Origin of the sequence: Pseudomonas sp. NFACC05-1 (assembly GCF_900100135.1) — a bacterium.
GTDB lineage: Bacteria > Pseudomonadota > Gammaproteobacteria > Pseudomonadales > Pseudomonadaceae > Aquipseudomonas > Aquipseudomonas fluorescens_Q.
Genome location: NZ_FMTR01000002.1, coordinates 37,213 through 56,970 on the forward strand (window position 1 = coordinate 37,213; position 19,758 = coordinate 56,970).

General features: G+C 60.0%; 20 protein-coding genes and 1 pseudogene. 6 read left to right on the plus strand and 15 right to left on the minus strand.

Features of this window, described 5'->3' with window-relative positions; all coding sequences use genetic code 11:
• Positions 1 to 244 precede the first annotated feature (244 nt).
• The 3 genes from BLO97_RS04285 to exbB are packed head-to-tail and all read right to left on the minus strand — an operon-like array spanning position 245 to position 2,403.
• Entirely contained in the window at positions 245 to 1,000 is a 756-nt protein-coding gene (locus tag BLO97_RS04285; protein WP_063323791.1) for an energy transducer TonB, read from the minus strand.
• Positions 997 to 1,425 carry a TonB system transport protein ExbD gene (gene exbD, locus BLO97_RS04290; RefSeq protein ID WP_063323792.1) on the minus strand — a complete coding sequence of 143 codons (429 nt, stop codon included), beginning with the start codon at positions 1,423 to 1,425 and terminating at the stop codon, positions 997 to 999. The genes BLO97_RS04285 and exbD overlap by 4 nt, the downstream gene beginning before the upstream one ends.
• A gap of 6 nt (positions 1,426 to 1,431) precedes the next feature.
• A complete protein-coding gene (gene exbB, locus BLO97_RS04295) occupies positions 1,432 to 2,403 on the minus strand; it encodes a tonB-system energizer ExbB (protein ID WP_092148307.1) in 972 nt (323 codons plus the stop codon).
• 188 nt (positions 2,404 to 2,591) lie between these two features.
• Here exbB and BLO97_RS04300 point away from each other — a divergent pair, with 188 nt between their 5' ends.
• Positions 2,592 to 3,449, plus strand: coding sequence for an SDR family oxidoreductase (locus BLO97_RS04300; RefSeq protein WP_092221252.1), 858 nt, complete (start codon positions 2,592 to 2,594; stop codon positions 3,447 to 3,449).
• Between the two features lie 248 nt (positions 3,450 to 3,697).
• Entirely contained in the window at positions 3,698 to 4,597 is a 900-nt protein-coding gene (locus tag BLO97_RS04305) for a DMT family transporter (RefSeq protein ID WP_063323795.1), read from the plus strand.
• A 51-nt stretch (positions 4,598 to 4,648) separates the two neighbouring features.
• On the opposite strand, the gene BLO97_RS04310 is transcribed toward BLO97_RS04305, so the two are convergent.
• The 6 genes from BLO97_RS04310 to BLO97_RS04335 all read right to left on the minus strand — a co-directional run bounded on the left by BLO97_RS04310 (position 4,649) and on the right by BLO97_RS04335 (position 9,941).
• Complete coding sequence (locus tag BLO97_RS04310; protein WP_092345144.1) at positions 4,649 to 5,389, minus strand: hypothetical protein; 741 nt, start codon at positions 5,387 to 5,389, stop codon at positions 4,649 to 4,651.
• 55 nt (positions 5,390 to 5,444) lie between these two features.
• Positions 5,445 to 5,825 (minus strand): RidA family protein, encoded by a 381-nt coding sequence (locus BLO97_RS04315; protein ID WP_003206880.1) that lies wholly within the window; start codon positions 5,823 to 5,825, stop codon positions 5,445 to 5,447.
• Between the two features lie 24 nt (positions 5,826 to 5,849).
• The gene (gene spoT / locus BLO97_RS04320) at positions 5,850 to 7,955 is read right to left on the minus strand and encodes a bifunctional GTP diphosphokinase/guanosine-3',5'-bis pyrophosphate 3'-pyrophosphohydrolase (RefSeq protein WP_063323797.1); all 2,106 of its coding nucleotides are present in this window, start codon (positions 7,953 to 7,955) and stop codon (positions 5,850 to 5,852) included.
• A gap of 60 nt (positions 7,956 to 8,015) precedes the next feature.
• Positions 8,016 to 8,279, minus strand: a complete 264-nt coding sequence (gene rpoZ, locus BLO97_RS04325; RefSeq protein ID WP_003177259.1) for a DNA-directed RNA polymerase subunit omega — start codon at positions 8,277 to 8,279, stop codon at positions 8,016 to 8,018.
• Positions 8,280 to 8,446: 167 nt separating this feature from the next.
• Entirely contained in the window at positions 8,447 to 9,067 is a 621-nt protein-coding gene (gene gmk, locus BLO97_RS04330; protein ID WP_003206877.1) for a guanylate kinase, read from the minus strand.
• A 10-nt stretch (positions 9,068 to 9,077) separates the two neighbouring features.
• Entirely contained in the window at positions 9,078 to 9,941 is an 864-nt protein-coding gene (locus tag BLO97_RS04335) for a YicC/YloC family endoribonuclease (RefSeq protein WP_063323798.1), read from the minus strand.
• A 274-nt stretch (positions 9,942 to 10,215) separates the two neighbouring features.
• On the opposite strand from BLO97_RS04335, the gene rph reads away from it, so the two are divergent.
• The 3 genes from rph to gltS all read left to right on the plus strand — a co-directional run bounded on the left by rph (position 10,216) and on the right by gltS (position 12,909).
• The gene (gene rph / locus BLO97_RS04340; protein ID WP_003177262.1) at positions 10,216 to 10,938 is read left to right on the plus strand and encodes a ribonuclease PH; all 723 of its coding nucleotides are present in this window, start codon (positions 10,216 to 10,218) and stop codon (positions 10,936 to 10,938) included.
• 31 nt (positions 10,939 to 10,969) lie between these two features.
• Positions 10,970 to 11,338: a DUF4870 domain-containing protein gene (locus tag BLO97_RS04345; RefSeq protein WP_013694558.1), complete on the plus strand. Its 369-nt coding sequence runs from the start codon at positions 10,970 to 10,972 to the stop codon at positions 11,336 to 11,338.
• Positions 11,339 to 11,700: 362 nt separating this feature from the next.
• Positions 11,701 to 12,909 carry a sodium/glutamate symporter gene (gene gltS / locus BLO97_RS04350; RefSeq protein ID WP_092148300.1) on the plus strand — a complete coding sequence of 403 codons (1,209 nt, stop codon included), beginning with the start codon at positions 11,701 to 11,703 and terminating at the stop codon, positions 12,907 to 12,909.
• 93 nt (positions 12,910 to 13,002) lie between these two features.
• Here the strand turns inward: gltS and BLO97_RS04355 are convergent, their stop codons facing one another.
• Positions 13,003 to 13,782 carry an exodeoxyribonuclease III gene (locus BLO97_RS04355; RefSeq protein ID WP_013694557.1) on the minus strand — a complete coding sequence of 260 codons (780 nt, stop codon included), beginning with the start codon at positions 13,780 to 13,782 and terminating at the stop codon, positions 13,003 to 13,005.
• A gap of 83 nt (positions 13,783 to 13,865) precedes the next feature.
• On the opposite strand from BLO97_RS04355, the gene pyrE reads away from it, so the two are divergent.
• Complete coding sequence (pyrE, locus tag BLO97_RS04360) at positions 13,866 to 14,510, plus strand: orotate phosphoribosyltransferase (RefSeq protein ID WP_092148297.1); 645 nt, start codon at positions 13,866 to 13,868, stop codon at positions 14,508 to 14,510.
• Positions 14,511 to 14,554: 44 nt separating this feature from the next.
• Here the strand turns inward: pyrE and BLO97_RS04365 are convergent, their stop codons facing one another.
• The 5 genes and pseudogenes from BLO97_RS04365 to dut form a co-directional block, all read right to left on the minus strand.
• Positions 14,555 to 15,424, minus strand: a complete 870-nt coding sequence (locus BLO97_RS04365) for a hypothetical protein (protein ID WP_092221256.1) — start codon at positions 15,422 to 15,424, stop codon at positions 14,555 to 14,557.
• The gene (locus tag BLO97_RS04370) at positions 15,412 to 16,470 is read right to left on the minus strand and encodes a type IV toxin-antitoxin system AbiEi family antitoxin (RefSeq protein ID WP_092221258.1); all 1,059 of its coding nucleotides are present in this window, start codon (positions 16,468 to 16,470) and stop codon (positions 15,412 to 15,414) included. Before BLO97_RS04370 ends, BLO97_RS04365 begins: the two co-directional genes overlap by 13 nt.
• Positions 16,471 to 16,709: 239 nt before the next feature.
• Complete coding sequence (gene argB / locus BLO97_RS04375; protein ID WP_003206871.1) at positions 16,710 to 17,615, minus strand: acetylglutamate kinase; 906 nt, start codon at positions 17,613 to 17,615, stop codon at positions 16,710 to 16,712.
• 27 nt (positions 17,616 to 17,642) lie between these two features.
• Positions 17,643 to 19,046, minus strand: a pseudogene (locus tag BLO97_RS04380) (phosphomannomutase/phosphoglucomutase); the annotation flags it as partial.
• A gap of 251 nt (positions 19,047 to 19,297) precedes the next feature.
• Positions 19,298 to 19,753 carry a dUTP diphosphatase gene (gene dut, locus BLO97_RS04385; RefSeq protein ID WP_003206867.1) on the minus strand — a complete coding sequence of 152 codons (456 nt, stop codon included), beginning with the start codon at positions 19,751 to 19,753 and terminating at the stop codon, positions 19,298 to 19,300.
• Positions 19,754 to 19,758 lie beyond the last annotated feature (5 nt).

Consider the following 19,758-nt stretch of genomic DNA (forward strand, 5'->3'; position numbering starts at 1 on the left):
GACACTGTCCAATGTCTGTTGGGGCGTTGCCGAATATGAAAAAGGCATCTTTCGATGCCTTCCTGCCGGTTGTACTTATTGTGGCGAGGGAGCTTGCTCCCGCTGGGCCGCGAAGCGGCCCCAAAACCAGCGAATGCGCCGTATCAGGCAGATCGTGTTGATCGGGCCACGGCCTGCTGCGCAGTCCAGCGGGAGCAAGCTCCCTCGCCACAGGATTCACCTGCTACCGGGTTGCCAGGTTCAGTCAGCGCCGGCGCTTGTCGATGGAGTACACAAACGGTGCCGTCAGTTCGATGGTGCCGTTGGTCAGCAGCTCCGCCGGCGGCTTGGGCAGCGGTTGGGCGCGGCGGATCATTTCCAGGGTGGCCCGGTCCAGGGAGTCCGTGCCGGAGCTGCCCACCAGTTCGAATGACAGCACGTTACCTTCGGCATCCACCACGAAGCGCAGGCGGTTCATGCCTTCCTTGTTCATCTGCTGGGCCCTGGGCGGGTACTTCTTGTACTTGCCCAGGTGCGCCAGCAGCGTGCCCTGCCAGTTGGCCTTGGCAGCCGATTGTGCAGGTGACGGGCCAGGAGCCGGTTGCGCGGACTTCTCGGCCACTGACTGGGTTGGCGGGGTGTCGCTGGGCTTCTGCTCCGACGGCTGTTCCTTCGGCGGCTCGGGCTTTTTCTCCACCGGTTTGGGTTTGGGCGGTTGCGGCTTTGGCTTGGGCTTGACCGGCTTGGGCACGGAAATCTCCGGCTTCGGCGCTTCGGCAAGCTTGGGCAGAGGCAATTCTTCGACCGGCTCGGGAGGTTGCGGCGGTGTGACGACTTTTGGCGGTGCCGGCGGCGGCGGGGCTGGTACCGGCGCCAGCTCGACCATCATCGCCTGGGGAGGCAATTCGATGGGCGGGCGCGATGTCCAGTTCAACGCCAGGGCGATGGCGAGCGCATGCACGCCCAGCACCACTGCCAGGCTACCGCTGTAACGCGTCAGCTTTTGGCGCGTCGTGATCATTTCTGCCGCGCCGTCTCGAGTCCGACCAGGCCGACCTTCAGGTAGCCAGCGCCCCGCAGCGCGTCCATCACGCTCATCAGGTCGCCGTAGTCCACGCCTTTGTCGGCCTGGAAGAAGATCGTCGTGTCTTTCTTGCCTTGGGTCTTGGCGTCGAGGGTCGCGCCAAGGGTTTCGGCCTTGACCTCTTCTTCGCCCAGGAACAGGCGCTGGTCGGCCTTGACGCTGAGGAACACCGGTTTCTCCGGCCGTGGCGAAGGCTTGGCCGTCGACGCCGGCAGGTCAACCTTGATGTCCACGGTGGCAAGCGGGGCGGCCACCATGAAGATGATCAACAGCACCAGCATCACGTCGATGAACGGCGTGACGTTGATTTCGTGGTTCTCGGCCAGATCGTCGTCTGCGCCTTCTTTCAAATGCAGGCCCATGGCCGATTACCCCACTTTCACCATGTGCGGTTGCGAGCTGCGCTCGGGCGGCAGGTGGTCGAGGTCGCGGCTGACCAGCAACAGGACTTCAGCCGAGGCGTCGGAGACCTGGGCCTTGTAGCCGGCAATGGAGCGGGCGAAGACGTTGTAGATCACGACGGCCGGGATCGCTGCGACCAGGCCCAAGGCCGTTGCCAGCAAGGCTTCGGCGATGCCGGGTGCGACGACGGCGAGGTTGGTGGTCTGGGTCTTGGCGATGCCGATGAAGCTGTTCATGATGCCCCACACGGTGCCGAACAGACCGACGAATGGCGCGGTAGAGCCGATGGTGGCAAGCACGCCGGTGCCGCTGCTCATGTTGCGACCGCAGGCGGCGACCAGGCGTTCGAGGCGGAAGCTCACGCGTTCCTTGATGCCTTCTTTCTCGCGGCTGTTGGCCGACAGGCGCATCTCTTCGAGTGCGTCATGCACGAGCAGGTTGGCAAGAGTGCCTGCCTTCGCGGCGGTGGCGCTGGCTTCCTTGAGGGTGGTGGCTTTTTTCAGGGCGGCGATTTCACCACGCAAGCGACGCTTGGCACCCAGCAGCTCGAAGCCTTTGGCAATCCAGATAGTCCAGGTGATGATCGAGGCGATGGCCAGGCCGATCATCACGATTTTCACGATGATGTCGGCGTTCTTGTACATGCCCCATGGCGACAGGTCGTGGGCCATGCCCAGGGAGTTGTCGGCTTCGAGCACTTGAGGTGCGTCGGCTTCGACGGCTTGGGCCGGGTCGGTGGCGACCGGCGTTGCAACGGGAGCGGCCGGGTCGGCCGGTGCCTGGGCAGCAGCCGGTGCGGTGGCCGGGGTCGTGGCGGGCGCCTGTGCATCGGCGAACGCGGCGGCAGGTGCCAGCAGCAGGCTGAATAGCAGGGCGGCTACCGTGCCCCAGGCACGAGGTCGATTGGTTGGCGAAGCGGGGGATAGAGAGCGTTTCATGCTGGCCGGACCTGAGAGAAAAAAGAAGGTTGATGTTCTTCCAGGCCTCGGGGGCCGAGAACAAAACTGGCGGGCATTATTGCAAGTAATTCTTGTTAACAAAAGTAATACAGTTACTTTTTTTGTGCGATGGCTAGCCGCCCGTCCCCCTCGGAGGCTAGTCTGCGGCTTTGCCAGAGGAATTCTTGATGTCCGCGCCTTCTGTTTTGATCGCCGGCTGCGGTGATATCGGTGGCCGCCTGGCCCGTCAGTTATTGGCCGCACATTGGCAAGTCCATGGCCTGCGGCGTACGGTTTCGAGCCTGCCGGCCGGCGTCATCGGCGTGGCGGGGGATTTGTTCAGCGAGCAATGCCCGGCCGATTGGCCCACCGGTTCGTTGGATTACCTGGTGTACAGCGCCGCGGCCACCGACCATGACGAAGCGGGCTATCGCTCGGCTTATGTCGAAGGGTTGCAGCATGTGTTGGGCTGGTTGAAGCAGCATGGGCAGCAGCCCAAGCGTCTGCTGTTTGTGTCCAGCAGCAGTGTTTATGGGCAACAGCTGGGCGAATGGGTGGATGAAACCTCGCCAACCGTGGCCAGCGGCTATTCCGGTCGCCTGATGCTCGAAGCCGAGCAAGTGGCCTTGGGCAGTGGCATCCCGGCCAGCCGCGTGCGCCTGACCGGCATCTATGGGCCGGGTCGGGAATGGTTGCTGAGCCAGGTGCGCCAAGGGTATCGCGTCGTGATCGACCCGCCGCTGTACGCCAATCGCATCCACGCCGACGATGCGGCCGGCTTGCTGGCGTTCCTGCTGGAGGCCGATCGCCAGGGCCAGATGCTGGACGATTGCTACATCGGCGTCGACGACGCCCCTGCGCCGCTGGCCGAGGTGGTGGGCTGGTTGCGTGAATACATGGGCGTCACCCAGTGGGCCGAAGACGCCAGCGTGCGTCGTGCCGGCAGCAAGCGCTGCAGCAATGCCCGGGCGAAGGCCTTGGGCTGGACGCCGCGGTATCCGAGTTTTCGCCAGGGGTATGCGGCGATTCTGGAAGGGCGCAGCTGACACGGGCCTGCTCGGCATGTGCTCGATGATAGTGTTCGGCGCCAAGGGCTAGATCTCTATGGGCTCTTACCGTCCTGAGTACCTTCCACGTCTTGACTTGGTTCATCAAGCTCGCCGAGCATTATCCGTTGCTTGCCGAAACCAGGAGTGATCCGAAGGCCACTCGCAACCGTTTCAATCATCTTTTGCGTCGTCGATGTGGGCCAACATCCGATCGAACGACCTAACCGCGACAAGGACCGTCATCAATGCAAGCCAGTTTCAGCAAAGGCGTTATCTTTGCACTCTCCGCCGCCGCACTTAACGCCACGATAGGCGTGCTCAGCAAAGTGCTCATGAGCAATGGCTTCACCGCCAGCAGTGTCGCCGTCATAAAGACCGTCCTGGGTTGTCTGCTGCTCTCGGCCTTGCTGCTGTTTATCAAGCGTCCGGCGACGACGGCCAAATGGACCCAGGCGGCGATCTGCGCGTTTCTCGGTATCTTTGTGCTGTTCCACTTCGAAACGGCTGCCTATCGGCATTACGCTGCGGCGGGTGTAGTCGTGATGCTGATGGCCAGTGCTTCCATTTCCTCGATTGTGCTCGGACGCATAATCCTCAAGGATGCGATCACCGCGAACGCCACTGTGGGCGCCGCCTTGGCGATCGCCGGAATCGCGGTGATCTTTGGCGCCGATCTGCGGCAGGGCTTCACGCTCCAAGGCGTTGCGCTCGCGTCCATGGCGGGCTGCGGCTATGGGGCGTTTTCGGTAGCCATGAAACGGATGGGCGTGTCCGGTGGGCTGCACTTCACTCGTCAGTTGCTGTTCTTCGGCAGCCTGTACTTGCTGATGCCGGCTTCGGCCGACGGCTTCGTGATCGGTGAGCTGTCGCCCTGGGCGATTGCCGCACTGCTGGCGCTGGCCGCGCTGCCGACCATCCTCGGCTTTTTTTGCACCACCAAGGCAATCGAGTACCTCAAGCCATCCCAGGTGCAAGCCTTGGAGCTGACCGAGCCGCTGTTCGCCGCACTGCTGGCATTTGTTGTGCTCAATGAGGTGCCACGCGAAAGCCTGTACCCGGGCGCACTGCTGATCATCATTGGGCTGTGTTTCTCCAATGAGCTGATCCGCCTGGGCAGAAGAAAGCCTGTCCCCTCTCGCGTGTGAACCTTTACCGGCGTGGGGCGCCCGTACATTTATTTCGAGGCGCCCTATCCCTTACTGCTTTTCCAGCACCCATTGCCGAGTCCCCGGCGTGAACGACGGCATTTCATCGGCCAGCGCGGCGTTGACGGTCTGGAAAATCTCCAGCCGCTTGCCGTCGCGGGCAAAGATCCAGGTGTTGCCCTGGCCGTTCTGCTGCAACCAGATGTTGTCGTTGCCACCGCTCATGGAGGCGCAATCGCCGGCCAGGCACAAGGCGTAACGATCGGCGCCCGGCAGCCCGCTGACCTGGCCGTCGGGCTGGAATTGCACGCTGGCGCCCTGGCCGGGGCCGTTGACGATGCTCCAGGTGCCACCCAGGTAGGCGGTATACAGCGCTCGCTCGAAACTGGCGCCGATCGGCGCACCTGCGGGTGCCTGGACTGACGCCCGGTCGAACACCTGCTGCGGTTCGTTCTCGGTGGCGGCCTGGCTTAACTGGTCGCCATCGCGCTTGAGTTCGCTGGCGGAGCTGCCGTAGAAATCGACTTTCCAGGCGCCGTCTTCTTCGCCCAGCAACTTGCCTTCGACGTTTTCAAAGCCGTTGGTGTAGCGCGCCTGACCGGCCCGGGTGTTGACGTCCCATTCCAGGTTCGGGCCGTAGCCCTGCAGCGCTTCGCGAAGCGGGCCGCCCTTGGCGGCAGCGTCGATGGCTGCCTGGTTGATCCAGGTGCCGCTGATGTCACGGTCGGCAGGGTCGCTGGCGCAACCGCCCAGAAGCAGGGCAGCCAGCGAGAGAGCAAGCGCTTTGCGCATGGTGGAATCCTTTCAGAACGAAAACGGCGCAGCAGGGGAGGCTGCGCCGGCCTTATTACTCGATGACCAGGATGGCATCCATCTCAACCTGAGCGCCCTTGGGCAGGGCGGCCACGCCGATGGCGGCGCGGGCAGGGTAAGGCTGGTCGAAGTACTTGCCCATCACCTCGTTGACCTTGGCGAAGTGGCTCAGGTCGGTGAGGAAGATGTTCAGCTTGACGATGTCCTTGAACGAACCACCGGCGGCCTCAGCCACGGCCTTGAGGTTTTCGAACACCTGCACGGTCTGGGCTTCGAAGCCTTCCACCAGCTCCATGGTCTTGGGGTCCAGTGGAATCTGGCCCGACATGTACACGGTGTTGCCGGCCTTGATCGCCTGGGAATAAGTACCGATGGCGGCCGGGGCCTTGTCGCTGGTGATAACAGTCTTGGTCATGAATGACTCCTGATAACGAATGGGCTACGCGCGCATCCGGGTGATGCGGATAACGCCGGTCAGGGCGCGCAGTTTCTTGATCACGCGGGCCAGGTGCACACGGTCGTGTACGCTGACTACCAATTGAACGACGCTGATGCGGCCATCGCGTTCGTCCATGCTGATTTTTTCGATATTGCCGTCGGCGGCATTGACGCTGCTGGCCAGCAGCGCGATCAGGCCACGCTGGTGTTCCAGCTCGACCCGCAGCTCGACGTTGAATTCGCCGGTGACATCCTTGGCCCAGGAGAGCTGGATGCATTTTTCCGGGTTATGACGGATTTCGCTGATGTTGCGGCAGTTGTCCAGGTGCACCACCATCCCTTTGCCGGCGGACAAATGGCCGACAATCGGGTCGCCCGGGATCGGCGTACAGCACTTGGCATAACTGAGCACCAGGCCCTCGGTGCCGCGAATCGCCAGCGGACCTTCGGGGCTTGGCAACTGTTCGCCTTCACCGAGCAGCCGACGGGCAACGACGTAGGCCATGCGATTGCCCAGGCCGATGTCTTCGAGCAGGTCTTCGATCAGTTCGAGGCGGTATTCATTGAGCATCAGTTGCACACGCTCGGCCGGGATCTTGTCCAGGGAGCTGTCGAAACCGTTCAATACCTTGTTCAGCAGGCGTTCACCGAGGCTGATGGATTCGGAGCGGCGTTGCAGTTTCAGGGCATGACGGATATGGGTGCGGGCCTTGCCGGTGACCACGAAATTGAGCCATGCCGGGTTGGGTCGTGCGCCCGGGGCGCTGACAATTTCCACCGTGGAGCCGCTTTGCAGCGGTTCGGACAACGGTGCCAGGCGGCGGTTGATCCGGCACGCGATGCAACTGTTGCCGACGTCGGTGTGTACCGCATAGGCAAAGTCCACGGCCGTGGAGCCTTTGGGCAGCTCCATGATCCGGCCCTTGGGCGTAAAGACGTAGACCTCGTCCGGGAACAGGTCGATCTTCACGCTCTCGATGAACTCCAGGGAGTTGCCGGCGCGCTGCTGCATTTCCAGCACACCCTTGACCCACTGCCGGGCGCGGGCATGGGTGCTCTTGGGTTGTTCGTCGCCGCTGGATTTGTACAGCCAATGGGCGGCGATGCCGTTGTTGGCCATCTCTTCCATTTCGCGGGTGCGGATCTGGATTTCGATGGGTACGCCGTGCATGCCGAACAGCGTGGTGTGCAGCGACTGATAGCCGTTGGCCTTGGGAATCGCGATGTAATCCTTGAAGCGCCCCGGCAGCGGTTTGTACAAATTATGTACAGCTCCCAGCACGCGATAGCAGGTGTCGACCTTGTCGACGATGATCCGGAACGCGTAGACGTCCATGATCTCGTTGAAGGCCCGACGCTTGCCGCGCATTTTCTTGTAGATGCCGTAGAGGTGTTTCTGCCGCCCGCTGACTTCGCCTTCGATGCCGTCGATGGCCAGGCAGTGGCTCAGGGATTCTTCGATCTTGTTGACGATTTCCTTGCGGTTGCCCCGGGCGCGCTTGACGGCCTGGTTGATCCGCGCCGAACGCATCGGGTGCATGGCCTTGAAGCCGAGGTCTTCGAACTCGATGCGGATCGCGTGCATGCCCAGGCGATTGGCGATGGGTGCGTAGATTTCCAGGGTTTCCTTGGCGATGCGCCGGCGTTTTTCGCCGGACAGCACTTCCAGGGTGCGCATGTTGTGCAGGCGGTCGGCGAGCTTGACCAGGATCACGCGAATGTCGCGTGCCATGGCCATGGCCATTTTCTGGAAGTTCTCGGCCTGGGCCTCGGCCTTGGTCTCGAAGTTCATCTGGGTCAGCTTGCTGACCCCGTCGACCAGTTCGGCCACGGTTTCGCCGAACTGCGCTTGCAGCGCTTCCTTGGCAATGCCGGTGTCTTCGATCACGTCATGCAGCATCGCCGCCATCAGGCTCTGATGGTCCATGTGCATGTCGGCAAGAATATTCGCCACCGCAAGAGGATGCGTGACGTACGCCTCGCCACTGCGGCGGCGTTGGCCGTCGTGGGCTTGTTCAGCGTAGAAATAGGCTCGGCGGACCAGGTTGACCTGGTCCGTGCCGAGATAGGCCGATAAGCGATCGGCGAGGGCGTCTATGCTCGGCATGATGATGACTCCTGCCGTCTGCTGTGACCCCGCGCCGTGCTACGTCGACCAGGCATAGGCTTAGACCGCCTCGTTGGACTCGTCCTCGAACGCTGCGAACAGCGGTTCGTCTTCGACGATTTCAGCGTTGGCGATGAACTCGTAGCTCATCAGGCCCTCGGCGATTTCACGCAGCGCTACTACTGTAGGCTTGTCGTTTTCCCACTGGACCAATGGCTCTTTGCCGCCGGTGGCCAGTTGACGGGCACGCTTGGTAGAGAGCATGACCAGCTCAAAGCGGTTTTCCACGTGTTCTAGGCAGTCTTCAACGGTTACGCGGGCCATGGTATTCCTCGGAGCGAATGCAATATGCGCGCTGCCCGGTTGGGCGAGCGGACTCGACAGTTTAAAAAAACACCAGCGTTTAGGGAAGCGCTGATTTTTTAACCAAACCCCTCGGCGCGCTGCGACTACCAATGTAAAGCCGTCGCAGCGGTTTTGGGAAGGGCTGTTCAGCCCAACAATTCGGCCAATAATTTGCCGAAACGTTGCTGTTGGCGTTTCTGCTGCAGCTGGCTGGCGCGGAAAATCGCCTTCAGGTCGTCCAGCGCGTGGGCGAAATCGTCGTTGATGATCAGGTAATCATAGTCGACGTAGTGACTCATCTCGCTGACCGCTTCGCGCATCCGGCCCTCGATGATGTCGTCGCTGTCCTGGCCACGGTTGGTCAGGCGCTGGCGCAAGGCTTGCTGGCTTGGCGGCAGGATAAAGATCGAACGAGCCTGGGGCATCAGCTTGCGCACCTGCTCGGCGCCTTGCCAGTCGATTTCCAGGATCAGGTCGTGACCTTCGTCCAGGGTCTGCTGCAAGTAACTTTGCGAAGTACCATAAAGGTTGCCGAAAACTTCGGCGCGCTCCAGGAAGTCGCCGTGTTCGGCCATCTTCACGAACTCTTCGCGGTCGACGAAGTGATAGTTCACACCATTCACTTCGCCCGGACGCATGGCGCGGGTAGTGTGCGAGACCGAGACGCGGATCTGCGGTTCGGCATCGATCAGTGCCTTGACCAGGCTGGTCTTGCCGGCGCCCGAGGGCGCGGAAATGATGTAGAGGGTGCCGGTGCTGTGGGTCATGTCGTTAGCCTTACTCAATGTTCTGCACTTGTTCGCGCATTTGTTCGATCAACACCTTGAGGTTGACCGCCGCCTGGGTGCTGCGCGGGTCGAAGGCTTTGGAGCCCAGTGTATTGGCTTCGCGGTTGAGTTCCTGCATCAAAAAGTCCAGGCGGCGACCGGCCGCACCGCCGGACTTGAGCACCCGGCGAACTTCGATGATGTGGGTGCTCAGGCGATCCAGTTCTTCGGCCACGTCGCTTTTTTGCGCGAGCATGACCATTTCCTGTTCCAGGCGTTGCGGGTCCAGTTCGGCCTTCATGTCGGTGAAGCGGTCGAGGACTTTCTGGCGCTGAGTGGCGAGCATCTGTGGGACCAGTTCGCGCAGGGTGCTGACGTCTTCTTCGATGGAGGTCAGGCGCTCGTTGATCAGTCGGGCCAGCTCCGCGCCTTCGCGCTCGCGGCCGGCCTTGAGTTCCTTGAGGCCTTCATTGAACAGCGTCATCGCCTCGGCGTTCAGCGCTTGGGGGTCGCTCGCATCGCCCACCAGCACGCCGGGCCAGGCCAGGACTTCCAGTGGGTTCAAGGCGGCAGGATGCTTGATCAGGCTGGCGACGGTTTCGGCCGCGGCGACCAGTTGCGCGGCGCGCTCACGGTCCACCTGCAAGGCTTTGCCAGTGCTTTCTTCGGTGAAGCGCAGGGTGCATTCCAGCTTGCCCCGGGACAGGCCCTGGCGCAGCGCCTCGCGCACGCCGCCTTCGAGGTCGCGGAAAGACTCGGGCAGGCGCAGGTGTGGCTCCAGGTAGCGGCTGTTGACCGAACGCAGTTCCCAGCTCAGCGTGCCTTGGGCCCCGGCTTTTTCGACGCGGGCGAAAGCGGTCATGCTGTGCACCATGGAGGGTCCTCGCAATGCAGGCGGCCACAACGGGTGGTGGTGGGGCCTGGAATCTGTGAATAAAAGCCGAAGGGCAGCAAAGGCGCAGGATTGTAGCGCAGTGAAGCGCATGCCCCAAACGCGCATGTGACAAAGCGCTGCAACCCGTCGGGCAGGCCTTTGCGCGGCTTCGCTCGCGCCGGCTTTTTGGAGCCGAGTGACGTTTGACTGCCCTATGACGATTCACGGCTCTATAATGCTCGGCAGTTTTCCGTCCTCCGTACAGGTATTCCCTATGAAACGTCCAAGTGGTCGCGCTGCCGATCAGCTTCGCTCGATCCGCATTACCCGCAACTACACCAAACACGCCGAGGGATCTGTACTGGTCGAATTCGGTGATACCAAAGTCATCTGCACTGTCAGTGTCGAAAACGGCGTGCCACGCTTCCTCAAGGGGCAGGGCCAGGGCTGGCTGACGGCCGAATACGGCATGCTGCCGCGCGCCACGGGTGAGCGGAACCAGCGTGAGGCCAGCCGTGGCAAGCAGGGCGGTCGTACCCTGGAAATCCAACGCTTGATCGGCCGTTCGCTGCGTGCCGCTCTGGACATGTCCAAGTTGGGTGACGTGACGCTGTATGTCGATTGCGACGTGATCCAGGCCGATGGCGGTACCCGTACTGCTTCCATCACCGGGGCCATGGTCGCCCTGGTCGATGCCTTGAAAGTGATCAAGAAGCGCGGCGGCCTCAAGGGCGGCGACCCGCTCAAGCAAATGATTGCCGCTGTGTCCGTGGGCATGTACCAGGGCGAGCCGGTGCTGGACCTGGATTACCTGGAAGACTCCGCTGCCGAGACTGACCTGAACGTGGTCATGACCAGTGCCGGCGGTTTCATCGAAGTCCAGGGCACTGCCGAGGGCGCGCCGTTCCAGCCAGAAGAATTGAACGCTATGCTGGAATTGGCGAAGAAAGGCATGAACGAGATCTTCGAACTGCAAAAGGCCGCCTTGGCTGACTGATCGATTCCCGCTTCAAGACAAGGAGAGTGTCATGAGTGATGAGCAAATCCTACTGCCCCAGCCGAGCAAAGAGGCGCGTCAATGGGCAATGTTTTGTCACCTGTCCGCCTTGTTGGGGATCTGGATTCCGTTCGGCACGCTGATCGGGCCGCTGGTGCTCTGGCAGCTCAAGCGTGAGTCCGACCCGTTCATCGATGCCCAGGGCAAGGAAGCGCTGAACTTCCAGATCACCGTGGCGATTGCCTCGGCGATCAGCCTGCTGCTGATGGTCGTGGTGATCGGCTTCTTCCTGTTCGGCCTGGTGGCCATCGGTGCGCTTGTGCTGACGATCATTGGTGGCGTGAAGGCCAATGAAGGGCAGCCGTATCGGTACCCGTTTACCTGGCGCCTGGTCAAATAACGATCAGCCCTGCGATCCAAGGACAATGCCCTGGCCTATCGGGGCATTGTCTTTTTTGAAGTCATAAATGTTTCTTTTTATGTGCAGTTTCCCACTGCGTAGCGAGTTATTGTGCGCATATTCCGCTCTTACACTTCTAGTCACAACTGCACGGTTTTAGTGCGGTCTCTATGCTTGGCAATAAGACGCTTCGATTGATAGAGTTGCGCCAAGTTATATTCCTTCAGAAATATTTCGATATATTCAGACCATTGAAGGTCCTTGAATTCAAAGCCAATCAGTGTTGAGGCAATCAACCTGTTCAAGAGGCGTGTCCAGGTAAAAAGTTCGCCCCTGAATATATGTTCAAAGAATAAACACTCATGTTTCAGCTCGATTTCTATGGAACACTTGTCGCCGCCTCTCTGGTGCTTTTGCTGGGGCGCGGACTTGTTACGCGTGTTGGTTTCCTTCGCGCCTACAATATCCCTGAGCCTGTAGCGGGCGGGCTGGTAGTTGCCCTGGTGCTCCTGGCTTTGCGGGGGCTTGAAGTTGAAGTTCGATTTGATACTTCATTGCAGACACCGTTGATGCTGGCATTTTTTGCCACGATTGGCCTGAGCGCGGACTTCGCGAGCCTGAAGAAAGGCGGGCGCGTGGTTGGGATTTTCCTGCTGGCGGTCGTCGGCCTGTTGGTGGTCCAGAACGCCATGGGCATCGGGCTCGCAACAGTGCTGGAGCTCGATCCGTTGATGGGGTTGCTGACTGGCTCGATCACCTTGGCGGGCGGTCACGGTACTGGCGCGGCGTGGGGGACGGTGTTCAGTGAGAAGTTCGGCCTGGCTTCTGCCTCCGAACTTGCGATGGCTTCCGCGACGTTTGGCTTGGTGTTAGGTGGCTTGATCGGTGGGCCGGTTGCGCGCCTGCTCATCAAGCGTGTTCAGTCACCCGGCGGTCTTGAATCAGAAAAGCCCCGGATACCCAAGGGTTTCGAACAGCCGAACAAAGAGCGCTCGATTACGCCGTTTTCGTTTATTGAGACGCTCGCCCTGATTGCAGTCAGCCTGCTGGCCGGTACGCTCTTGAATGGGCAGCTCCACGACACCGCATTCGAGTTGCCGACGTTCGTTTGTGTCTTGTTCGTGGGGGTGGTCTTGCGCAATGGACTTTCGGCACTTGGCTTGTATCAGGTCTTTGAGCGAGAAGTATCCGTACTTGGCAATGTCAGCCTGTCACTGTTTCTGGCTATCGCCTTGATGTCACTCAAGTTGTGGGACCTGGCGTCACTGGCATTGCCGATATTCATTATCCTGGCGGCCCAGACATTGGTCATGGCGCTGTTTGCGATTTTCGTGACGTTCAGAATCATGGGCAGTCATTACGATGCAGCCGTCTTGGCGGCAGGGCATTGCGGTTTTGGGTTGGGCGCCACGCCGACGGCCATCGCCAATATGCAGGCAGTGACTCAGCGCTACGGGCCTTCGCAGATAGCGTTTCTGGTGGTACCGATGGTGGGAGCGTTCTTCATCGATATCATTAACGTCATCGTCATCAAGTTGTACCTTGCCCTGCCGTTGTTTGCCGTGGCTTGAGGTTCTGCGCGGTAACGTTTGCCATAAAAAATGCCCGTATCTTGCGATACGGGCATTTTCTTTTTCGGTCGACCTGGGAATGTCGCCGGTACGCTAGATGGTCAGCGTCCAGTCGTAATCCACGATCAGCGGCGCATGCTGCGAGAACCGTGGCTGGCGCGGCAGGCGGGCGCTGCGTACAAAGCGGCGCAGGCCAGGCGTCAGCAACTGGTAGTCGAAGCGCCAGCCAAGGTTGAGCATCTCGGCCTGTTCGTTGTCCGGCCACCAGCTGTACTGGTCGCCTTCACGGCTGACTTCGCGCAGGGCGTCGACATAACCCATGTTGCCAATGATCTCGTCCATCCAGGCCCGTTCCGGCGCCAGGAAACCAGGAGATTGCTGGCTGTCGCGCCAGTTCTTGATATCCAGCTTCTGTTGCGCCACGTACAGCGAGCCACAATAGATGTACTCGCGACGTTTGCGCCGCTGTTTATCCAGATAACGGGCGAAGTCGTCCATCAACTTGAATTTCTGATTCAAATCTTCATCGCCGTTCTGCCCCGAAGGGAGCAGTAAGGTCGCGATGCTGACCTTGTCGAAATCGGCTTGCAGGTAGCGCCCGTAGCGGTCCGCCGTCTCGAAACCGAGACCGTTGATGACAGCCTTCGGTTGCAGCCGCGAGTACAAAGCCACGCCACCCTGGGCGGGGACTTCGGCATCGCAGGCATAAAGGAAGTAACCATCCAGTTGGAAGGCTGCATCGTCCAGTTCAAAGGCGGAGGCGCGGGTGTCCTGCAGGCAGATGACGTCGGCATTCTGTGCTTGCAGCCAACTGAGCAAACCACGCTCGACTGCAGCCTGAATACCATTGACGTTCACACTGATGATCCGCATAAATGGCCCCAAAAATCACGTGCGTGTATGATACACGCCGTGTACCTATTTAGCTAAATCCGCGGTATTTGAGGCTTTTTTTCATGCAGGCGTATCAGCGCGATTTCATTCGCTTTGCCATCGATCGCGGCGTTTTGCGCTTCGGTGAGTTCACCCTCAAGTCCGGGCGCACCAGCCCGTACTTCTTCAATGCCGGCCTGTTCAACAGCGGTTCTGCCTTGGCGCAACTGGGTCGTTTCTATGCGGCGGCCATCGTCGAGAGCGGCATCCCGTTCGACGTGCTGTTCGGCCCAGCCTACAAAGGCATCCCGCTGGCCGCCACCACTGCCGTCGCCCTGGCTGAACATCACGACCGCGACTTGCCTTGGTGCTTCAACCGCAAGGAAGCCAAGGCCCATGGCGAAGGCGGCAGCCTGGTGGGTGCCCCGCTGACCGGCGACGTGTTGATCATCGACGACGTCATCACTGCCGGCACTGCCATTCGCGAAGTGATGCAGATCATCGCTGCCCAGGAAGGCGCCAAGGCCGCTGGCGTGCTGATCGCCCTGAACCGCCAGGAGCGCGGCAACGGTGAGCTGTCGGCGATCCAGGAAGTGGAGCGTGACTTCGGCATTCCGGTGATCAGCATTGTGTCGCTGAACCAGGTGCTGGAGTTTTTGGCCGACGATCCGCAGCTCAAGCAGCATTTGCCGGCGGTTGAGGCTTATCGGGCGCAGTTTGGTGTCTGAAAAACCAAAGGCCCTGTGAGACAGGGCCTTTTATTCAGTGGCGCTCACTTGCGAAGGCAAAGGGCGCGCAGTAAAGCATCCACTTGTCCAAACGCGTCCTGTTGCCACTGGTCCGGGGTCCGATCCTCAAGGATTTGGCTGTCTTCGACGAAACGCCTTACAGAGGTCGGGCCATAGCCGTCGGCTACATCAAATTTTTGGCAGATGTGCAGGAAGCCTTGTTCGCCACTTCCGGTTTCAATGACGGGGCGGCATTCTTCAGCGAGTGCCGCTATGCCACCTGGATAATTACGGACGCAATAGTAGATGTCGTAGGCGTCTTTTTGCTTATGTCGCCCATTAAGGGCATAGCCCTTCATCGCGAGCAGTGCCGGGATAGAGCAAACGGCAACCTCGACGCGATTTTTGCCGCCAGTTGGCATGGGGCCTTCAATCGCGACCATCTGATAGAACCGCATTGCCAAATCGGCGCCATCGGCACGTTGAACCGCAAAGTCATTCAGGATAGGCGGTTTATTCTGGATGATCTCGGCATCGCGAGGCATCAAGAAATCCACGATCACATCTATCGGGGCGCCCCCATCGTTCACGGGAACCTGGCGAACGAGCTGGAAGCGTCGTAGCTCTCCTCTTTGCTCATACCCATTGCCCATCAGGGCCTCGACCAGTGTTGCGTACTCGCCATCGCCAAGTGCTTCTGCATCTAGGCTCAAGTCGACGTCGAGCGTACCCACATGCGGCATGTCATTATGGGCAAGGAGCAGCCATGGCACCGCTCCTCCGATCACTGCGAACTTGCCTTTGAAACTTCCCAGAATCTGGCCCATTTCGACGAGCACGGCCTTCACTGCGGCCGTAGTCCTATCCTCATAATCCGAGGCAGATTGAGGCTCTTGCGGCACTAACGGGGCCATGTCAATTTTTCCTGGCGTAAATACTCAGCAGCTTCTTTTGCGCGTTCTCCGGCCACCGTCAAATCCAGATAGGTCTGAACCGGGCTGGTGCACAGCACGCCGGGTGCTGCTTCGACGGTGTCCAGTAAAAGTCCTTCGTCCCTGGGAACGGTGATCACCACATTTTCGCCCTTGGCCGCAGGGACAAGCTGTAGAGCTTCGATCAGTTTATCCAACCCTTCACTGTCGGCATAAAAGTAATGCGTGCCCACACGGGCATAGGGCGCGAGCCATTGCGCGGCGGAAAACGAGGAGAAAAGCGTGCGCCCGCAGCTCTGTTCGCCAATAACGCTCCGCGCTGCATTTTCCAGGGCGCTGCCATGTAAGGTGGTATAGAACTTTTTACGCTCCCCCGATGGAGGTTCGTAGGCCTCGACCCATGCATCCAGCAGGGCCTGAGGATCGCATAGGAAGAATCCATTGCTTGTTACCTGCCCCCATTCCCGATCAAGCAGGGCGGTACGCACATTGCTGACTTGACCCAAGCTTGTGCTGGCCGCTTCGGAGAGCTCAATTACCCGCCATGCATGGGCCGGTTCGCGCAGCATTGCACGAAGGATCTGTGCTGACTTCGGCTTGAAGAGTGACTTCAGCTCTCTATGTTCTGCTGGCGGCTTATCCGCAACTTGACGGTCGATGAATACGCCATCGAATGAAATCCAGGCATTACCCTCAAGGTCCAAGTAGCCGACACCTTTTTCCCGACATGCCTGCCTGGCAGCGGGCGAGAGATAGGGGGCGATTACGATAGCTGTGACGTCAATGTCCCACGCAGTTACGTAGTCACGAAGCTGAAGGATGGCTGCGTTTACAAATCTGGGCTGCCCACTGGCTTTAACCTCGCAGACCAGAGAGCGAGATTTACCCGATGTGGCTATTTCAACGATGAAATCGGGGGCCCAGTATTTTGTCTGCGGCGCGGCTTCCAGGCTTTTTATTTCGATGATTGGCACTTTGCGCAGGAGATCGCACAACGCCTCTTTTGAGCTTTTTTCGAAATCTTTCATTGATGGAGCCCTTTTCAACGAATGTTGAAAATAGGTCAACTGGTGAAATTCTTCCAGTATTTTCAATAAATATGGCAGTTTCAGCGTTTGTTGAAATGCGCGTATTTGATGAAAATCCAGCTTCCCTCGACATTCTCGAGCGCAAAAAAAATCGCGAGCCTCGCCAGCCCTAACGGATTTTCGCAAACTCGAAAATCCAATTGGAGCTGTAAAGGTCGCGATCTGTTGCGTTTCCGGTATTAAGGCCGCTTGCGATTGCTGATCAACGTACCCACACCCGTATCGGTGAAGATCTCCAGCAGAATCGCATTCGGTACCCGGCCGTCGATGATCAGCGAGCTGCCGACGCCGCCCTGCACCGCTTCCAGCGCGCAACGAATCTTCGGCAGCATGCCGCCGTAGATGGTGCCGTCGGCGATCAGGTCATCGACCTGCTGGGTCGACAGTCCGGTCAGGACTTTGCCCGACTTGTCCATCAGGCCGGCGATGTTGGTCAGCAGCATCAGCTTTTCAGCTTTCAGTGCCTCGGCCACCTTGCCCGCCACCAGGTCGGCGTTGATGTTGTACGACTCGCCGTTGGCGCCCACGCCGATGGGTGCGATCACCGGGATGAAGTCGCCCTTGACCAGCAGGTTCAGCAGATCGGTGTTGATACCGACCACTTCGCCCACATGACCGATGTCGATGATTTCCGGCTGGGTCATCTCCGGTGTCTGGCGGGTCACGGTGAGTTTCTTCGCCCGGATCAGCTCGGCGTCCTTGCCTGTCAGGCCGATGGCGCTGCCGCCATGACGGTTGATCAGGTTGACGATGTCCTTGTTGACCTGGCCGCCCAGGACCATTTCCACCACATCCATGGTCTGCGCGTCGGTCACGCGCATGCCATCGATGAAGTGGCTTTCGATCGACAGGCGCTTGAGCAGGTCGCCGATTTGCGGGCCGCCGCCGTGGACCACCACCGGGTTGATGCCCACGGCCTTCATCAGCACGATGTCGCGGGCGAAGCCGGTCTTGAGCTCCTCGCTTTCCATCGCGTTGCCGCCGTATTTGATCACCAGGGTCTTGCCGACGTAGCGTCGGATATAAGGCAACGCTTCGGACAGGACCTTGGCGGTGTTGGCGGCGGCTTCGCGTTCGAGGGTCATTCAGGGCTCCGGTAGTGCTTCAAAAAATCAAAACGGTAGTTGGAGATCAGGTGCAACACGTTTGAGTTGGGTGTGGAACACATCCTTGATGCGCTGCAGTTCGGCCTCGTTGTCGGCCTCGAAACGCAGTACCAGCACCGGTGTGGTGTTGGATGCGCGAACCAGGCCCCAGCCGTGGGGATAGTCGACCCGCACACCATCGATGGTGGTCAGTTCGGCGCCTTCGCCCCATTGAGCGTCGTGCAGTGCATCAATGATGCTGAATTTGCTCTCTTCGGTCACATGGATATTGATTTCTGGCGTAGAAATATCGTTCGGGAAGGTTGCGAACAGCTCTTCGGCGCTGGATTTCTCCTTGCTGAGGATTTCCAGCAGGCGCGCGGCGCTGTAGATGCCGTCGTCAAAACCGAACCAGCGCTCCTTGAAGAAGATGTGGCCGCTCATTTCGCCGGCCAGCAGGGCGCCGCTTTGTTTCATTTTCTTCTTGATCAGCGAATGGCCGGTTTTCCACATCAGTGGACGACCGCCGTATTCCTTGATCAACGGCACCAGGCGACGGGTGCATTTAACGTCGAAGATGATTTCGGCGTTCGGATTGCGCGCTACCACGTCCTTGGCAAACAGCATCAGCAGGCGGTCGGGGAACACCACGCTGCCGGTATTGGTCACCACGCCCACGCGGTCGCCGTCGCCGTCGAAGGCCAGGCCCAGGTCGGCGTTCGTTTCCTTGACCTTGGCGATCAGGTCTTCAAGGTTTTCCAGCTTGCCCGGATCCGGGTGGTGGTTAGGGAAGTTGCCATCCACGTCGCAGAACAGCGGGATGACTTCGCAGTTCAGGGCTTCGATCAGTTGCGGGGCGATCACGCCAGCCGCGCCGTTGCCGCAGTCGACCACCACTTTCAGGCGACGAGCGAGCTTCACGTCCTTGACGATTTCGTCGTTGTAGCGTTCGAGGATATCGACCTTGGTGATGCTGCCCTGGCCGCTGCTCAGGTCGTTGGTCTTGAGGCGGGTGTGCAGGGCCTGGATCTGCTCGTTGGCAAGGGTGTCGCCAGCGATGACGATCTTGAAACCGTTGTAGTTCGATGGGTTGTGGCTGCCGGTGAGCATCACTCCGGATTTGCCGGCCAGCACGTTGGCGGCGTAGTACAGCGCCGGGGTCGGCACCAGGCCCACGTCGCTGACGTGGCAGCCACTGTCGGCGACGCCTTTTATCAGTTGTTCGACCAGCTCAGGCCCCGACAAGCGGCCATCACGGCCGACACACACGTTCGGTTCGCCCTGGGCCAGGCTCTGGGAGCCAATGGCCCGGCCGATCCAGTAGGCGGTTTCGGCGGTAAGGGTGTCCGGTACCACGCCACGGATGTCGTAGGCGCGGAAGATGCTGTCAGGGAAGATCGGGGCGATTGCGGCTGGGGTGTTCATGGGCGGGGCGCTCTATCAGGAAAGTGACTGGACAGGCCGACGGGTCGCGTCGGCAGGCTCAAGCTGAAGGGTATGACGGCGTTTTTGACAGAGAGTTCGTGGTGGGAAAATGCCATGAGACAGCGTTATCCCGGCCTCGCTCGCCTAATACGTTGATTCCGGATGGGAAACCTAGCAGAAAGCCACTGCGCATTTTTTGTCCTGAAACACAAGCTTCACAAACGGGCCGGGCAGGACGCCCGGCTTGAAAACACCGGTCAATGGCTGCCGGAATGCCCAAAACCACCCGCGCCACGCTGGCTTTCGTCGAATTCTTCGACCAGTTCGAAGTGGGCCTGGACCACCGGCACCAGCACCAGCTGCGCGATGCGTTCGCCCACGGCAATGTTGAAGGCTGTTTGGCCGCGGTTCCAGCACGACACCATCAGTTCGCCTTGATAGTCGGAGTCGATCAGGCCCACCAGGTTGCCCAGCACGATGCCGTGCTTATGGCCCAGGCCCGAGCGCGGCAGGATCAGCGCGGCCAGGCCAGGATCGCCGATGTACACCGACAGGCCGGTAGGAATCAGCAGGGTCTGGCCCGGCTCCAGGATCGTGTCCTGCTTGAGCATCGCCCGCAGGTCGAGGCCGGCGGAGCCCGGTGTGGCGTATTGCGGCAGCGGGAATTCGTTGCCGATGCGTGGGTCGAGGATCTTGGCTTGTAGGGCGTGCATGACAT

Bases quoted from the DNA above. Each gene is read 5' to 3' on its own strand.
- gmk (WP_003206877.1), bottom strand. From the start codon at position 9,067: ATGACCCACAGCACCGGCACCCTCTACATCATTTCCGCGCCCTCGGGC.
- BLO97_RS04285 (WP_063323791.1), bottom strand. From the start codon at position 1,000: ATGATCACGACGCGCCAAAAGCTGACGCGTTACAGCGGTAGCCTGGCA.
- BLO97_RS04370 (WP_092221258.1), bottom strand. From the start codon at position 16,470: ATGAAAGATTTCGAAAAAAGCTCAAAAGAGGCGTTGTGCGATCTCCTG.
- rph (WP_003177262.1), top strand. From the start codon at position 10,216: ATGAAACGTCCAAGTGGTCGCGCTGCCGATCAGCTTCGCTCGATCCGC.
- BLO97_RS04300 (WP_092221252.1), top strand. From the start codon at position 2,592: ATGTCCGCGCCTTCTGTTTTGATCGCCGGCTGCGGTGATATCGGTGGC.
- BLO97_RS04335 (WP_063323798.1), bottom strand. From the start codon at position 9,941: ATGGTGCACAGCATGACCGCTTTCGCCCGCGTCGAAAAAGCCGGGGCC.
- exbB (WP_092148307.1), bottom strand. From the start codon at position 2,403: ATGAAACGCTCTCTATCCCCCGCTTCGCCAACCAATCGACCTCGTGCC.
- BLO97_RS04355 (WP_013694557.1), bottom strand. From the start codon at position 13,782: ATGCGGATCATCAGTGTGAACGTCAATGGTATTCAGGCTGCAGTCGAG.
- exbD (WP_063323792.1), bottom strand. From the start codon at position 1,425: ATGGGCCTGCATTTGAAAGAAGGCGCAGACGACGATCTGGCCGAGAAC.
- BLO97_RS04310 (WP_092345144.1), bottom strand. From the start codon at position 5,389: ATGCGCAAAGCGCTTGCTCTCTCGCTGGCTGCCCTGCTTCTGGGCGGT.
- argB (WP_003206871.1), bottom strand. From the start codon at position 17,615: ATGACCCTCGAACGCGAAGCCGCCGCCAACACCGCCAAGGTCCTGTCC.
- BLO97_RS04365 (WP_092221256.1), bottom strand. From the start codon at position 15,424: ATGGCCCCGTTAGTGCCGCAAGAGCCTCAATCTGCCTCGGATTATGAG.
- BLO97_RS04345 (WP_013694558.1), top strand. From the start codon at position 10,970: ATGAGTGATGAGCAAATCCTACTGCCCCAGCCGAGCAAAGAGGCGCGT.
- spoT (WP_063323797.1), bottom strand. From the start codon at position 7,955: ATGCCGAGCATAGACGCCCTCGCCGATCGCTTATCGGCCTATCTCGGC.
- BLO97_RS04315 (WP_003206880.1), bottom strand. From the start codon at position 5,825: ATGACCAAGACTGTTATCACCAGCGACAAGGCCCCGGCCGCCATCGGT.
- gltS (WP_092148300.1), top strand. From the start codon at position 11,701: ATGTTTCAGCTCGATTTCTATGGAACACTTGTCGCCGCCTCTCTGGTG.
- BLO97_RS04305 (WP_063323795.1), top strand. From the start codon at position 3,698: ATGCAAGCCAGTTTCAGCAAAGGCGTTATCTTTGCACTCTCCGCCGCC.
- rpoZ (WP_003177259.1), bottom strand. From the start codon at position 8,279: ATGGCCCGCGTAACCGTTGAAGACTGCCTAGAACACGTGGAAAACCGC.
- dut (WP_003206867.1), bottom strand. From the start codon at position 19,753: ATGCACGCCCTACAAGCCAAGATCCTCGACCCACGCATCGGCAACGAA.
- pyrE (WP_092148297.1), top strand. From the start codon at position 13,866: ATGCAGGCGTATCAGCGCGATTTCATTCGCTTTGCCATCGATCGCGGC.